The following is a 14,025-nucleotide window of genomic DNA, read 5'->3' as shown; positions in this document are numbered from 1 at the left end:
TCGGAATACCCCTACCAACTACGCGCACTCAGCACAATAACCCAAAGTGTTCGAATAGGCAACCGTATTACTTTTTATTTCTGCTGGTTAATCCCCTGACGCTCGTTCGTGTGTTCGATATTGCTATTGACGACCCTGCAAAGGGGGCCATGACCACGGCAATCGAACCGATGTTTCGCAACCAACGCACTAACGACCCGCACGCAAGCGGCGCCCAAGCGATCCGCGACATCTACTGGGGAATGCTCCGCATGTACACGTACGAAGGACACGTTGAAGACGACTTTTACATGATCTACCTCGACTGTCACTTTCTTGACGTAGCCGCGGCTTGCGGATTGGCAGAATGCGGACTGCACAGGCTTCGTGGCTGTAGTGGTCGTCTTCTTCGTGACTTCTAGCTGACGCCAAGAGCCTTTTTCCAGACAGCGAAAGTACTCCGCCGAAACAATTAGCTCAGTTCAGGAGAGCTATAAGTTCCGCCCTAGAGCTACAGTCCATTTTTTTCAGAAGAGAAGACACTATTTTCTTTATATAGGATTCAGAATAAAATAACTCTTTTGCTATTTGTCTATTGCTGTTTCCTCGGCGCAACAATTCCATGACAGCTTCCTCATTATCGGTTAATGAAGCGTGTGCCATTCGTTCGACAAACCGTCCCCACGGGGATTGAGCTACCAGCCGTTTCACGCATTGGGGTGAGAGACTGGTCCCTCCGTTAAGCGCATCTCTGAGTGCCTGAATAATTACCTGCGGAGGTTGTCCTTTAATGACGTACCCGGACGCCCCACGCGCAAGAGAAGTAATCATCGTGTCGTCAGTGTCGTAAGCTGTCATCACAACAAAAACAGGTGGTTCATCGAAACTGTTCGTCTGTTTCAGTAATTCGACTCCATCCATATCGGGCATGCGGACATCGGACAACACAACGTCACAGGTATGACTATCGAGCCATGTCAGCGCGCAGCGCCCGTTCGCGGCGGTGGCAACAACCTCTAGGTCTGGGGTTTTAGAGAAGTAAAGCGGAAAGGATTCCCGGATTACGGGATCATCATCAACAAGGAGGATCCTGGCGCTCATTTACTACACCAAGGATGGGTTTGACCTTTACTGCACCCCAGCCAGTCCTTAATAATCTGGTATGTATGAGTCACCGGTTTCCTCTCAGCGGGAGGTACCTCGACTGTTACGGGGGATCCTGCCACAAGGCTAACGGTAAGCATAAGAGAGATCACGGAATTCATATTTACGACGAAACCTTTCAGACGGGGACATGGAAAGTAATCGACCAACGGGCGTCAGCGCTATCCAGTGTCATGTTTCCGCCTACGGCGGCAATCGTTCGCTGCATAGATACTAAACCAAAATGGCTGGAACCAGCTCGCCCACGCCCCGGTCTATAAGTGTTAGCGAGAGTCACAATGATTTGTTTGGCATCTGCAGTTGCAGTCATTCTCACCATGGAATCAGGTACGGCATACTTGATGATATTGGCACTGGCCTCAGACAAACATCGACTGAGCGCCTTGTCGATAGACTCAGTGCCGGGATCCACGCTGATATTCGCGGTGGATTCAACATGAAATCCGGCCTCCTGAAGCGCGCGATTAGTTTGTATCAGTGTCGTGGTTAGCGCTGGCACAGTCGCTTGCTGATGATTGATCGCCTGGGCATTGAGCTCGTCCACTAACGCGCGAATACCGCCTATTGACTTACGCGCTGTGGTAGCACACTTCTGTAGAGCTTGCTCTATCTCCGGCGTGGCGATCGCCAATGCTTCAAGCCTAACAATCAGCGCAGTTAGATCAGCAGCTACCGTGTCATGGAGAAGCCCAGCTACTTCTGCCTTACGTTGGCGTATCTGGAGATGGCGTTGCCTTTCTTTTGTATTCACCGTGTTGATAAACCACCCAACGGCAAATGCGCAAACCATCATGAGGCTAAAGATGGTCACAGACTGCGAATCCACACTAAACGACTTTTTATCCGGGGAGTAAAACCCAAGTAGTGTCGTAAAAACTGCAAGGACTACTCCAGTCTTATACCTGCGTTGCGCAGTAACTACAGTAACCATCAGAACGGACGTCAACGTCACCAAATCTGGAGAACGAGCGGAAAAGCTTGCGACCGCAAACAGCGCAAGATGCCCCAGAGCGGCGACAGTAGGCCGATATGCCGCCAGAGGCAATGTAGCTGCTAGCAAGAAGAAAAGCACCCCAGTGCCAATGTCGACAGGTGCGACTACCGAAACGCGCAAGCCCCACAGAGTAAGAGCCAGCAAGCACAACACCAGCGCTATTACTACGCGGCCAGAATGAAACGCCTTAATAAACACATTAAGCACCCAGAGTTGCATCGGTGGAAACCATAGAAGAAGTGAAGCATGAAAGTTACGGTTCGTCCCGCCACCCAGCAATCGAATTTTCAACTATCAACTTATCGACGTTGAATCAAAAGCGATGCCAGAACCGGCCGATCAGAACCCCGATATCCAATCGAAAAGCGAGGCGATAGCACTTCAAACTAGAGCACCTTTAGGCTTTGTTCCGCGACCCAAAGTACCTTTCCACTCTGAAGTGCCCCGAGTTTTGTTCCTAGGCATTTGCCTTGATTTCTATTTTTGCTTGGGGCGCTGTCCATGTTTTATCTGTTTGGCACCATCCCAGAGCCTCAACAAAAAGGGGGACAACGACCAGCAGTACCCGAACCAGGGAATTTGCCAGCTTCGGGGTAAAACTTTCCCAAGATAAGCAAACTAGATAGGGTCGCATTTTCCATTTTTAACATCTCGTTTCTGCAGCTCAACAATTGATTCAGTGAGCGAGAAGTCCGGATTGTCCTTGCGGAACTGCTTGATTGCAGACGCTGAGGGGATGGGTAGGCTCGAATCGATTTCTTGGGCCTTCGAGAGGTTTCTGTTTGGCTTTAGTCCCCACACTCCGATGATTGCGAGAACAAGCGCTAAGACGAACTGCCCCGTAACGATGGCCACTACTGCCGCCCCAATTGACAAACAAGACCCTATGTACTCTAGTTTTTCGAGCATATCTTCCTCTTGTGCAACTATTGCTACATGCGTGCGCTAGTCGAAGCACTTTTCCTGCACGCCAGCGATTCCTACGAGCTCCGCCGCGAGTGCACCGACAGCTCCACCGAGAGCTTGCAGCTTCTCGTAGCTGAAGCTCGCCCCCCACATGACGCGAACGGCTTCCGCCACTCCTCCAAGTTCTTTGATATAGCGCTTTATCTTGAGAAGTTTGGCGGCTCCAACCAAATTACCTGCGATCATCCCCGTAATTGCCCCAGTACACCCAAGAACACTGGCGTAAGTAGTTACCCCCGGTGTCCCTGTCACAAGGTTTTGCTGGACCCAGTTTTGAGTAGCAGCATCGCCTTGAAGGAGGACTTCATCTGGAATAGACATGATGGTTTTCAGGTCGGCTTCCATTTGCTGTGCCTGTTCGGCAAATGCAGGGTCAAATTCAGTGCTGGTGCCCGCTGCATGCTTCGTGGAAATCCCTTTACCATTGCTCTTTTGAGTGCTGATAGAGGGGGCGTCGGTGGGTGACGGAGTAGCGTACGCGGTTGACACTGACGCGACCGAGCATGCAATGGTCAGCGTGACTGCCCCTGCGAGGACACGATTACGGTGAAAAAACATAGTACCTCTCTAGTGGTGGACTGGATTGGAGACACTTTTGAAACTAACCGCCTACCTGCAGAAAGGGCAATAGTTCAGATCACTTCTGGAACTTTAGTATCCACAGTGGTTCCAAAGGTTGCACTCCTTTTTGGAGCGCCTTAATCTTTTCGGCTCAAAAACAACTTGACGCTGTCGCCGTTGGCACCCCAGGGAGTGGTGGGAAATAGATCAGTGGTTAAAGAATTCGCCCAGAACCAGCCGAACGACAGCATCCACGCATCCATCTTCCCTTTGCCTACCCGTGGTTGGCGCATCGCAACCGGAGTGCCGGCAACCGACCTCGCTAATTCGCGCGCTTGTTCGATGATTTCCCGCTGCTCATCAGAGGTGAAAAACGCAGGTAGATGCACCACCCCAGGCATCACCTGGTGTGGCTTGCGCGGGATCACGGTGGCGCCGAAAAGCTTCTGCCCAACATACCGTGTCGTGGCCGTTTTATATGATCTTCAAAATAGCCACCCAGGATGTTCGAACACCTGAACTCTTTATTCTTCATTATTCCGTTATGCCCCCTTGCGTATCGCTTGTTTGTTCGATACTATAGCACCATAGACGAAAGGGGGGACCATGACAACGGCAACCGCACCACCGAAAATTTTCCGCAGTCAGCGACCAGATGATCCAGACAGCCGAAACGCTCAAATGATTCGCGATATTTACTGGACAATGTTCGGCGAGTACGCATATCCGGGCCTCGAGGTGGATGATTTCGACCTCACTGTTGAGAAGGTGCAATCGGCCACCAGTTGGAACAAGGGGTTTGTAAAGAACGCGATCCTCGGACATGCAGTCCTACAAGAACTTCCACGGCTTCGCGCGCTACAGAGCACCACACGAGTGATGGAGATTGGCCACCTGACCGCTGCATATACCGCGATCGAGGAGCTCGGCCCAGATCCAGACGAGGAAGCACTCGCGCTTATCGACGAGATCCTGGTTGACACCTTCACCCCCAAGCGCAACAACCAGCAGGTTCCGCAACGCAAGACGGTCACCGACCGCATCCGCGCTGCAATTAAACGCCTGGACAAGTCGCGCGGGTACAACGCAAAGAAGCGCGATGAACGCGAAAAGGACACTAGCGACACGTTCCGGATCGACTGCTTCTCATTCGGTGGAGAGGACCGCGCGTCGATAGAGATATTCACCAACCCAATCGCCGCAGGTCGCGTCGGCGCAAGTGTGAAGGCTGTCGCCCGCGAACATGGCATCAGCATGCCCGAAGCCGCTTTGAAGTTGCTGTGTGGTGAAATCGCCGGCACATCCGTCACACCGGTGCTCAACGTGTACAGCCCGAAAGACCGCGAGGAAGGCGACCCAGTGTTCCTCCCCGGGTTGGGTTGGGCCGATGCTGAAACCACCGCAGCCTTTGAAGACTGGTTGGCGTCCACCGACCACGTCGAACGCGACCTCGACGCAGCAGCCGTACAGAAACTAAGCGGCTACGCACCGAACGAGGCGATGCGTCACGCTGTCATCGCCCGTGACGGCACCTGCATTTACCCTGGCTGTAACCGCGCAGCACAGCAGTGCCAGCTCGACCACCGCATCCCTTACGGCGAAGGTGGCGAAACGACAGTGGACAACCTATTCGCGCTGTGCCAACACCACCACAATCTGAAAACGGATCGTCGCGGGTTCTACATTCCCGATCCGGTCACCGGTGACATCGTCTGGCTTTTCGCGGACGGCACATACGAAATCTGCACACCGGAAGGTCTCCTCAACGAGCAAGTCACTCCGACGAACCCGCGGTGGAAGTCCAGCCTGGCCAACGTACGTAAAAACCGTGCCCGGGCCGCCGAGTTCTACGCCAAAGGCCACCGAATCCTGGACATTTTCGACGACACCCTCGACGAAGAAGCAGCCACCACCGCGATCGAAGAACTCGAGCAGGAATACAACATGGAATTCCCATTCGCACCCGAAATGCCGTGGGAAGAGCCACTCCCTCCAGAACCGGACGACGAGGAACCGCCGTTCCCGGACCCGGAAGACTACTACCCAGAGGAAAACCCGTTCCACGAACAACCAAAGATTGATCTGCCTTACTTCGCTCACAGATTCAGATTTGATGACCTTAAAAACCTGGTGCTTGATATCGATGGGGACAACTTTGGGCTGGCCACGTAGATCACCGCAGGTAGAACCTGTCCACCACGTCGTATTTCGGGCCGCCACTTCTCCCCTTGCCCAGGTGGGACTCGAGCAGCAACACTTCGTCGACGGCGAATTCTGGTCCGGTGTAGACGGCGAGGGCGTGGGCGTGGTCGTCGAGAAGCAATGGGTCCCTGGTGCGGGTGCCGGTGCGGGCGACGGTGAGATGCGCACGTTGGCGACGGCGGGCATCTGGGTCGAGTTGGCAGTCCGCCATGAGGTCTTTCAGAGGTGCTTTGTCGCCGCCGACTCCGATCCACATGGTGCGGCGTTCGAAGCAGCCGGCGCCCCGCAGATGCAAGCGGAGGGGCCGAGTGAAGGCGGTCGCTTGAGAGAGATGATCGGTGACCAGGTCGGCGTCGTTGGGTTGGTTGCCGTAAAACGCCAGCGTGATGTGCCAATTGTCCGGGTCAGACCAGCGCACTTCGGTGCCGGAGAAGTCCCGGATGGGGCGCAGGGCGGTGATGAGGTGTTCGCGGACTTCGTCGGGTGGGACGATCGCTGCGAAGAGGCGTCTCATGGCCCACACGCTACCCTGGATTGCCATGTTCGACCTGGCGAAAATCGGCCGCGACCTTCCGGTGTCGCAAGTCGTGGACAAGATCCCCCACCACGGTCCCCTTGTGGTGGAAGCGCCACCGGGGACGGGCAAGACGACGTTGATCCCGCCGGCGATCGCAAACATTGCAGGAAAGACGCTGGTCACGGCGCCAAGGAGGGTGGCGGTGCGGTCGGCGGCGAGGAGGCTTGCGTTTCTCGACGGCACGCCGCTCGGCACCAAAGTCGGCTACTCCATCCGCGGAGAGCACAAGGATGGCTCCGAGGTGGAGTTCGTAACCCCCGGGGTGTTGTTGAATCGCCTGCTCAAGGACCCCGGTTTGGAGGGGGTCGGTGCGGTGGTGATCGACGAGGTACACGAGCGCCAACTGGACACGGATTTGGTGTTGGCGATGTGTATGGAGGTCGCGCTGCTTCGCGACGACCTCTACCTCACCGCCATGTCCGCCACCCTGGACGCGCAGAAGTTTGCCGACCATATGGGCGCGCAGGTCCTGTCCACGGAGGCGGTGACGCACCCACTGGACATCACGTATGCGCCCCACCCGGACAGGATCCGGGGAACGCGCGAGTTCTACAAACACGTGGCGCAACAGACGCACGGCACGGAGCGGACCTTGGTATTTGTGCCGGGTGTGCGCGAGGTGGATTTGGTGTGCGGGTTCCTGGACGATGCGGTCCCCCTCCATGGGAGGCAGAGCAGCAAGGAGCAGGATGAGGCGCTGAACGGGCCAGCGAGGGTGGTTGTGGCGACGTCGGTGGCGGAGTCGTCGATAACTGTGCCGGGCGTGCGCAAGGTGGTGGACGCAGGCCTGTCCAGGGTGCCCAAACGTGACAACAGAGGCATGACGGGCCTGGTTACGGTGTCGGAGGCGAAGACGAGTGCGGATCAGCGTGCGGGTCGTGCGGGCAGGCTCGGGCCGGGCGAGGTTGTGCGGGTGTTTTCGCGCGACGATTACGCCAACTTCCAGGCGGACATCACACCCGAGATCCTCACGGCGGATCTGACGGGTGCGTTGCTGACTATGAAGGCGTGGGCGTCGCCGGACCTGCCGCTGTTGGATCAGCCGAAGGACTACACGGAGGCGGAGCAGAATCTGGAGGCGATTGGGGCGCTAAGCAACGGAAAGATCACCGATTTTGGCAAGAGGTTGGCCAGTTTCCCGCTGGATCCGCGGCTGGGTGCGGCGCTGTTGACGTTCGGTTCGCAGGCGGCGGGCACGATCGCGCGGCTTGCTGGTGAGGTGGATGCGAAGCGGCTGCGCAGGCTTGTCGACGACAAAGGCCCGGCGGACCCCGGCGAGGTGATTGCGGCGGCGTTTCCGCAATGGATTGCGAAGAAGGTCGGCGAGGGCGAGTACCTGTTGGCGTCGGGGACGCGCGCGAAGTTCAACTCGCATAGTGAGTGGATCGCGGCAGCGGAGATCCAGCGCACACCGACACAGGTGATCATCCGAGATGCCGAACCGATCGCGTTTCCGCAGGACAGAGTGGTCGAGACCAAGAAAGCAATGCTTGTCGACGACAAGGTACGCGGCCGGCTCGTCACCTCCGTCGGTGCGATTGAGCTCTCCTCCACCCCGATCAAACTGGACCCGGACGAGGCGGCGGAAGCGCTCACCCACCTGCGGTTTGAGGACTTCCCGCTCACCGACAAGGAGCAGCACCTGAAGGAACGGCTGGACTTCCTGCACGCCACCCTTGGGTGGCCGGATGTGAGCGAAGGGGACTATTCGGTTGAGGTTTCCGAGGTGGCGAGGGGGTCGTCGATAGGCAATTGCGATATGCGGGCGGCGATGTTGCGGCAACTGGATTGGAAGCAGGTTGCGGAGTTGGACCAGGTGGCGCCGAAGGAGTTTGAGTATGCGTCTGGCAGGCCGGTGAAGCGGGTGAAACTGCAGCACATGTTTGGCAAAAACGGCCAAACAGTCGCGGGTGTGAAGGTGCTGTACCACCTGCTGTCGCCTGCGGGTAGGCCGCTTGCGGTGACGGATGACCTGGACAGTTTTTGGGCGGGGCCGTACCAGCAGGTGCGCAAGGAGATGCGGGGCCGCTACCCCAAGCACGCGTGGCCGGAGGACCCTACTTCACACACTGGGAAATAATCGCGCCTGCGCCAGCGAGGCCTGCGACGGCGAGGATGGCGGCGATGCCGAGGTCAACGTCGCGGGAGTTGAGGTCCCGAAGTTTCAGATCGACGCTCAGGGCGTTCTCGACGACCAGGTTGAGGTCGTTCTGACGCGCGACCAGCGGCAGGCTCATCTGGGAAGCGAACCCAAGCGGCAGCAGCACGAGCAGTGGCAGGCCGACGCCGATGGCGGTAGCGGAGCACTTCGGGGAGACCTCGGGGGCGTATTCGACGAGTGCGTCGAGGATCGCGCCTTCCTGGTTGAGGTCGGTCGAAGCGTCCTTGCTGATGGTGACGCGGACGGAGAAGACTCGCTCGGTCTCGTCGGCAAGCACTGCGCGGACGGGCCACTCGTACACACCGGGGGTAACCCCCTCCCCCGGCGTGAGGTGGATGGAACCGTCGGGGTTCAAGGTTGCCCAACGCGGTAAGTCTTCGGCTTCGTACCAGGCTTCGCCGATGGGCAGGGGTGCCTCGATGGTGGCGGTTAGTCCCGGCACGACTGCTGTTTGTTTGTATCCGTCATCGGCATACGCTGGGGAAACGGTTGCCAACGACAGTGCAATGGCACATGTCATTGCCGCAATTTTCTTGCGCATTTGCCGCCTCCCTCAGTTGTTTATGCTTTAAACGTTCTGTATCGATTGATGATTGTAGTAGACAACCCCTGGGGTAGTGTTAGTCGCCATGACAAAGCGCACCGTTTCGGTCTGGACGCTGGTCTCCCTCATCATCGGATCGACCATTGGTTCCGGCATTTTCGCGCTCCCCCAAAACATCGGCTCGGTCGCGAGCCCCGGAGCGATGCTTGTTGGTTGGGCAATTGCCGGCGTCGGCATGTTGTCCATTGCTTTCGTGTTCCAGATCCTGGCGGTGAGGAAACCCCACCTGGACTCCGGCGTGTACGCCTACGTGCGCGCCGGCTTGGGTGACTTCATCGGATTTACCGCAGGTTGGGGCTACTGGCTCGGCTCGGTGATGGCCCAGGTTGGGTATGCCACCTTGTTCTTCGGCACACTGAGCCACTATGTGCCGGTGCTGCAGAACCGCTGGGTGTTGGCAATCGCGGTGTCCGCAATGAGCTGGCTGATCCTGTGGGGGCTGACGCGCGGCCTGAAGCAGGCGGCGGTGATGAACGTGGTCACCACCGTGGCAAAACTCGTACCCATCCTGGCGTTTATTGTGCTGGTGGCGTTCCTGGGGTTCTCGTGGGACCGCTTCACCACCGACTTCTGGGGCAACGCCAACAGCGCACCGTTTAGCGCTCAGTTGAAGGGCATCATGCTGTACACGGTGTGGGTGTTCATCGGTATCGAGGGCGCGTCGGTGTACTCCAAGCAGGCTCGCTGCCGCAGCGATGTGGGCCGTGCGACCATCATCGGCTTCCTGTCGGTGTTGGCCCTGCTCGTGGCGGTGTCCACCCTGTCCTACGGTGTGCTCAGCCAGGAAGAGTTGGCGGCGCTGCCGGACAACTCGATGGGTGCCGTGCTTGAGGCAGTTGTCGGCCCGTGGGGTGGCGCGCTGGTCTCTATCGGTCTGTGCTTGTCGGTGCTGGGTGCGTACGTGTCGTGGCAGATGCTGTGCGCCGAGCCGATTGTGATGATGGCCCGCGATGGGTTGTTGCCCAAGCGATTGGCGACGACCAAGAACGCCCAGGTTCTGTCCACCATCGTGATCCAGTTGTTCGTGGTCGTGTTCTTTGTCTCGGCGGCGTCGTACAACGGCATGGTGCAGTTGGCCACGATCATGTACCTGCTGCCCTACATCTTCTCCTCTATCTACCTGGTGCTCATCGCGCGTGATCATCACGTTCACTTGGTGGTGGGGTTGATCGGTTCGGTGTACTCGCTATGGCTGATTTACGCGGCGGATCCGGTATACGTGCTGTTGGGCGCGCTGGCGGTGGTGCCGGGCATGGTGCCGTACGTTGCTACCCGGCGCGCCAACAACGAGCGTTCCTTCAACACCTTTGAGTGGTTCGTTGTGGCGTTGGTGCTGGTCGGTGCGGTTGCGGCCATTTATGGCCTAGCCAATGGCTCCCTGGTCCTTGAGTAGTTTCACGCACAGCACCACCACGAGGATGAGCAGGGCGACGCGCACCAGTTTGGAGCCGCCCTTGAGCACCGTTCTCGTGCCGATCTGCGCGCCGATCACGTTGGCAACAGCCAGAATCAGCGCCAGTTTCCAATCGATGTAGCCACCCACGCCAAACACAATCAGCGCGCCGAGGTTCGTGGCGGTGTTGACCACTTTGGCCATCGCCGCGGATTGGAGAAACTGCTGCGTGAAAATGGCGGTGAACGCCATGATCAAAAACATGCCGGTGCCTGGGCCGAAGATGCCGTCGTAAGCACCGATCAGCGCTGCTGCTGCGATTCCCAGGGCAATTCTTATCGACGACACCCTTCTCTCCCCGGTCGTCCCAAACGTCGGTTTGACCACCACGAAGATGCCCACGGCGATTAGGAGGGTGATGATGATCGGGTTGGCGATGGAGTCGTCGATAAGCGAAACTGCAGTTGCTCCAAGCGCGGCGGCGATGCCTGCGATGAGGGCATAAATCCACGTGAACTTGGGCACCCCGACACGGCGAACAAGCGAAACCGCGGCCGAGGCGGTGCCGCTGATCGCCGCGACCTTGTTGGTGGCGAGCACGGATGCGGCGGGCATGCCGGTCGTCGCCATGAGTATCGGGATGAGCACGAGGCCGCCGCCGCCGATCACCGCATCGATCCAACCGGCGAACGCTGAGGCTGCGATAAGGAAGGCGAGCATACGACTACTATGCACCACATGAACCGTTGGATCGTCGCCGCCCCATTGTCGGTGTTGTGTGGTCTGGCGTTTACCTACCTGCACGTGCCGGCCGCATGGATTCTCGCCGGCATCGTTGGTGCTGGAACGGTCGCGATTGTCACTGAGCGTGACCTGCGGATCAACGAGCACCTGTTCACCCTCGCCCGCGGTGTGATCGGCGTGGTGGCGGCGCTGCCGCTGGTAGGTATTCCACCAGGTGATTTGCTGCCGTTCTTGGTCCCTGGCCTCATCGCGGCGGTGTTGGTGATTGCAGTGGCGTTCTTCGGTGGTTTGGTGTTGGCGAACCATGGCGTCTCCAGGAAGACGGGAGTGCTGTCGCTGCTGCCTGGTGGGGCGTCGCTGATGCCGGCGCTCGCGCGAGACCTAGGGGCGGACATGCGCTACGTCAGCCTGAGCCAGTACCTGCGGTTGCTGACGGTGTCGATAACACTGCCAGTGGTGGTGTCATTTTTGGATGCGCCCGCCGCCGGCGAAGTCATGCACCTCAAGCCCTATTGGTGGATGTGGTTGCTGGTCCCGGGGTTGATCGGTGTTGGTATCCCGCTGGGCAAATTGCTGCGGCTGCCCAACCCGTCCATTTTCGGGCCGATGCTGGTCACGGTACTGGTTGGGTCGTTCGCGGACTTCACCATTGTTCCCCCGGAACCACTGAGCATTACGGCATTCCTAGCGCTTGGCTGGATGTGCGGCGGCGGCCTGTCCGTGCCGGCGTTGAAAGCGTTTTCCAAACTGCTGCCGGCGACGATGGCCTACATCGTCGGTCTCATGGTGTTCTGTGCGGGCATCGGGTGGGTAGTAGCCAAGTGGCTGGGTCTGACCCTCTACGAGGGCTACCTCGCCACCACACCCGGCGCGCTCGAGACCGCGCTCGCCCTATCCGCAGAAGGCGGGGCCGGGCCCGCCGTGGTGGCACTGCAGCTCATCCGGCTGATCTGCGTATTGATCTTCGCCGGGTTCGTCCCCCGAATCCTGAAACGAATCGAGCGAGACGACTAGTGCAGGATCGCGTGAGCCAGGATGTCCATCGGCATTGAGCCCAGGCTCAGCGCCTTCGTGTGGAACTCGTCCTGGGTCATGCCGCGGCTGAGGGCCTGGTCGCGCAGGTCGATCCAGTCCTTGAAACCCAGGGCATACGACGGGGCTTGGCCCGGCCAGCCCATGTAACGGTCCAGCTCGAAGACCAGGTTGGCTTCCGCCATGGCGGTGTTGTCGCGCAGGAAGGCCTTGGCGTACTGGGCGTCCCACACGCCGGTGCCTTCCGGGGTGGTCTTCTTCAGGTGTACGCCGATGTCCACCATCACGCGCGCGAGACGCAGACGCATGGAGTCGAGCAGACCCATGCGGTAGCCGAGGTCTTCGCGGTAGCCATCCATGAGGTGCTCGGCGTAGAGCGCCCAACCTTCGCCGTGGGCGGAGTTCCAGCAGACGGAGCGTCGCCAAATGTTCAGTTCACCGCGGTTGAGCAGGGCGTAGGCGTGCTGCAGGTGGTGGCCCGGGATGCCCTCGTGGAACACGGTGGTCAACTCCTGCCAGGTGTGGAACGTCTCCTGGCCTTCCGGGACGGACCACCACATGGTGCCGGGGCGGATCATGTCGTCGCTTGGCGGGGTGTAGAAGATACCGCCGGAGCCGGCGCGGTCGATGGCGCACTCCACCGGGGGCATGCCCTCGGGGATCGGGAACACGTTGGCCACGTCTTCGTTGACGCTGTTCATCCAGGCGAGGAGGTTGTCGGTGCCGTGGATGGTGTAGCGCTCGTCCTGGTTCAGGTGGCGGTATGCGGCGGCGACGGAGTCGTCGTCGTAAAGCTTGCGCGCGATCTGCTTCTGCTTATCGACGGTGCGCTTCAGTTCCTCCTGCGCCCAGACGTAACCCTCGTCGAGGTCCACATTGCGGCCATGGAAGAACTCGGCGAACAGTTCGTAGCGCTCGCGGCCCACGGCGTCGTCGTGGGGGGACTTGGGTCCGAGTTCGGTGGAGAGCCAGTCGGCCATCTGTGTGAACGCGGCCTTCGCCTCTTCGACGATCTTGGACTCCGGCGGGAGGCCCAGTTCGTCGAGTTGGGAGTCGCTTTCGCCCAGCGCCTCGCACTGGTTGATCACGGTGTCAATCTGGCGGTGGGATGCCACATCGCCGGCAGAGGCAGCCTCTGCCAGGGATTCGCGGTAGCCGGCGAGCGCTGCCGGGATGCGCGACATGCGAGAGGCGATGGCGTCGAAGTCCTGCTCCGTCACGCGCGGCATCAGCGCGAACGAGTCGCGGATCTCCTGAATCGGTGAGGCAATGTTGTTCAGCTGGCGCAGGAGCTCGCCGCGGTGGTGAAGCTCGAGCTTCATACACAGGCGGTCGCGCAGGATGGCGGCTGTGAGGTTGTCTACGTCGTCGAAGTCGTCTTCGTCGTCGGAGTCATCGGTGGAGTCGTTCAACGCGTCAACGTCGGCGATGAGGTCGCGCATGCGGTCTGCGACCCGGTCCCAGTACTCGGGGGAAAAGTCCTGCAATTCGCCGTCGTGGCCATCGATGCCAATTTGGGTTGCCAGCGTGGGAGAGATGGCTGCGAGGTCGTAAACGAAATCCTCGCAGGTGGCGTCGAGAAGCGACGGCTCGCGCATGGGTTGGCTCATGCTGGGCGATTGTATAGGAGCTGGCCAAATGGACAATT

At 58.8% G+C, this 14,025-nt stretch carries 14 protein-coding genes; 5 read left to right on the top strand and 9 right to left on the bottom strand.

Annotation, left to right across the window (positions count from 1 at the left end; all coding sequences use genetic code 11):
* Positions 1 to 401, top strand: a 401-nt coding sequence (locus HMPREF3048_RS12415; RefSeq protein ID WP_210398414.1) for a hypothetical protein, incomplete at its 5' end; no start/stop codon positions are given.
* 55 nt (positions 402 to 456) lie between these two features.
* Here HMPREF3048_RS12415 and HMPREF3048_RS03340 read toward each other — a convergent pair.
* The 5 genes from HMPREF3048_RS03340 to HMPREF3048_RS03320 form a co-directional block, all read right to left on the bottom strand.
* Positions 457 to 1,080: a response regulator gene (locus tag HMPREF3048_RS03340; RefSeq protein WP_070484946.1), complete on the bottom strand. Its 624-nt coding sequence runs from the start codon at positions 1,078 to 1,080 to the stop codon at positions 457 to 459.
* A 181-nt stretch (positions 1,081 to 1,261) separates the two neighbouring features.
* Positions 1,262 to 2,428 (bottom strand): sensor histidine kinase, encoded by a 1,167-nt coding sequence (locus HMPREF3048_RS03335; protein WP_141758840.1) that lies wholly within the window; start codon positions 2,426 to 2,428, stop codon positions 1,262 to 1,264.
* 327 nt (positions 2,429 to 2,755) lie between these two features.
* Positions 2,756 to 3,046 (bottom strand): hypothetical protein, encoded by a 291-nt coding sequence (locus HMPREF3048_RS03330; RefSeq protein WP_070613863.1) that lies wholly within the window; start codon positions 3,044 to 3,046, stop codon positions 2,756 to 2,758.
* Between the two features lie 36 nt (positions 3,047 to 3,082).
* Positions 3,083 to 3,661: a hypothetical protein gene (locus tag HMPREF3048_RS03325; RefSeq protein ID WP_083316700.1), complete on the bottom strand. Its 579-nt coding sequence runs from the start codon at positions 3,659 to 3,661 to the stop codon at positions 3,083 to 3,085.
* Positions 3,662 to 3,801: 140 nt separating this feature from the next.
* Entirely contained in the window at positions 3,802 to 4,092 is a 291-nt protein-coding gene (locus HMPREF3048_RS03320; protein WP_070771190.1) for an alpha-ketoglutarate-dependent dioxygenase AlkB family protein, read from the bottom strand.
* A gap of 253 nt (positions 4,093 to 4,345) precedes the next feature.
* Here HMPREF3048_RS03320 and HMPREF3048_RS03315 point away from each other — a divergent pair, with 253 nt between their 5' ends.
* Entirely contained in the window at positions 4,346 to 5,836 is a 1,491-nt protein-coding gene (locus HMPREF3048_RS03315; protein WP_070771189.1) for an HNH endonuclease signature motif containing protein, read from the top strand.
* A gap of 1 nt (position 5,837) precedes the next feature.
* Here the strand turns inward: HMPREF3048_RS03315 and thpR are convergent, their stop codons facing one another.
* Positions 5,838 to 6,380 (bottom strand): RNA 2',3'-cyclic phosphodiesterase, encoded by a 543-nt coding sequence (gene thpR / locus HMPREF3048_RS03310; RefSeq protein WP_070771188.1) that lies wholly within the window; start codon positions 6,378 to 6,380, stop codon positions 5,838 to 5,840.
* Positions 6,381 to 6,405: 25 nt separating this feature from the next.
* Here thpR and HMPREF3048_RS03305 point away from each other — a divergent pair, with 25 nt between their 5' ends.
* Complete coding sequence (locus HMPREF3048_RS03305; protein WP_070771193.1) at positions 6,406 to 8,523, top strand: ATP-dependent RNA helicase; 2,118 nt, start codon at positions 6,406 to 6,408, stop codon at positions 8,521 to 8,523.
* On the opposite strand, the gene HMPREF3048_RS03300 is transcribed toward HMPREF3048_RS03305, so the two are convergent.
* The gene (locus HMPREF3048_RS03300) at positions 8,501 to 9,145 is read right to left on the bottom strand and encodes a Rib/alpha-like domain-containing protein (protein WP_070451973.1); all 645 of its coding nucleotides are present in this window, start codon (positions 9,143 to 9,145) and stop codon (positions 8,501 to 8,503) included. The two genes, HMPREF3048_RS03305 and HMPREF3048_RS03300, sit on opposite strands and share 23 nt — an antisense overlap.
* Before the next feature lie 88 nt (positions 9,146 to 9,233).
* Between HMPREF3048_RS03300 and HMPREF3048_RS03295 the strand changes: the two genes are divergently transcribed.
* A complete protein-coding gene (locus tag HMPREF3048_RS03295) occupies positions 9,234 to 10,601 on the top strand; it encodes a basic amino acid/polyamine antiporter (RefSeq protein ID WP_070771187.1) in 1,368 nt (455 codons plus the stop codon).
* Here HMPREF3048_RS03295 and HMPREF3048_RS03290 read toward each other — a convergent pair.
* Positions 10,572 to 11,321 (bottom strand): TSUP family transporter, encoded by a 750-nt coding sequence (locus HMPREF3048_RS03290; RefSeq protein ID WP_070771186.1) that lies wholly within the window; start codon positions 11,319 to 11,321, stop codon positions 10,572 to 10,574. The two genes, HMPREF3048_RS03295 and HMPREF3048_RS03290, sit on opposite strands and share 30 nt — an antisense overlap.
* 18 nt (positions 11,322 to 11,339) lie before the next feature.
* Here HMPREF3048_RS03290 and HMPREF3048_RS03285 point away from each other — a divergent pair, with 18 nt between their 5' ends.
* On the top strand, positions 11,340 to 12,359 hold the full coding sequence (locus HMPREF3048_RS03285) for an AbrB family transcriptional regulator (RefSeq protein ID WP_141758838.1): 1,020 nt from the start codon (positions 11,340 to 11,342) through the stop codon (positions 12,357 to 12,359).
* Here the strand turns inward: HMPREF3048_RS03285 and HMPREF3048_RS03280 are convergent.
* Positions 12,356 to 13,987 carry a DUF885 domain-containing protein gene (locus tag HMPREF3048_RS03280; RefSeq protein WP_246818834.1) on the bottom strand — a complete coding sequence of 544 codons (1,632 nt, stop codon included), beginning with the start codon at positions 13,985 to 13,987 and terminating at the stop codon, positions 12,356 to 12,358. The two genes, HMPREF3048_RS03285 and HMPREF3048_RS03280, sit on opposite strands and share 4 nt — an antisense overlap.
* Between the last annotated feature and the right edge of the window lie 38 nt (positions 13,988 to 14,025).

The sequence above is a fragment of the Corynebacterium sp. HMSC075D04 genome, from assembly GCF_001815635.1.
GTDB lineage: Bacteria > Actinomycetota > Actinomycetes > Mycobacteriales > Mycobacteriaceae > Corynebacterium > Corynebacterium coyleae.
This window is presented reverse-complemented; position numbering and strand designations above follow the sequence as displayed.

Bases quoted from the DNA above. Each gene is read 5' to 3' on its own strand.
- HMPREF3048_RS03305 (WP_070771193.1), top strand. From the start codon at position 6,406: ATGTTCGACCTGGCGAAAATCGGCCGCGACCTTCCGGTGTCGCAAGTC.
- HMPREF3048_RS03340 (WP_070484946.1), bottom strand. From the start codon at position 1,080: ATGAGCGCCAGGATCCTCCTTGTTGATGATGATCCCGTAATCCGGGAA.
- HMPREF3048_RS03300 (WP_070451973.1), bottom strand. From the start codon at position 9,145: ATGCGCAAGAAAATTGCGGCAATGACATGTGCCATTGCACTGTCGTTG.
- HMPREF3048_RS03285 (WP_141758838.1), top strand. From the start codon at position 11,340: ATGAACCGTTGGATCGTCGCCGCCCCATTGTCGGTGTTGTGTGGTCTG.
- HMPREF3048_RS03295 (WP_070771187.1), top strand. From the start codon at position 9,234: ATGACAAAGCGCACCGTTTCGGTCTGGACGCTGGTCTCCCTCATCATC.
- HMPREF3048_RS03280 (WP_246818834.1), bottom strand. From the start codon at position 13,987: ATGAGCCAACCCATGCGCGAGCCGTCGCTTCTCGACGCCACCTGCGAG.
- HMPREF3048_RS03325 (WP_083316700.1), bottom strand. From the start codon at position 3,661: ATGTTTTTTCACCGTAATCGTGTCCTCGCAGGGGCAGTCACGCTGACC.
- thpR (WP_070771188.1), bottom strand. From the start codon at position 6,380: ATGAGACGCCTCTTCGCAGCGATCGTCCCACCCGACGAAGTCCGCGAA.
- HMPREF3048_RS03290 (WP_070771186.1), bottom strand. From the start codon at position 11,321: ATGCTCGCCTTCCTTATCGCAGCCTCAGCGTTCGCCGGTTGGATCGAT.
- HMPREF3048_RS03315 (WP_070771189.1), top strand. From the start codon at position 4,346: ATGATTCGCGATATTTACTGGACAATGTTCGGCGAGTACGCATATCCG.
- HMPREF3048_RS03330 (WP_070613863.1), bottom strand. From the start codon at position 3,046: ATGCTCGAAAAACTAGAGTACATAGGGTCTTGTTTGTCAATTGGGGCG.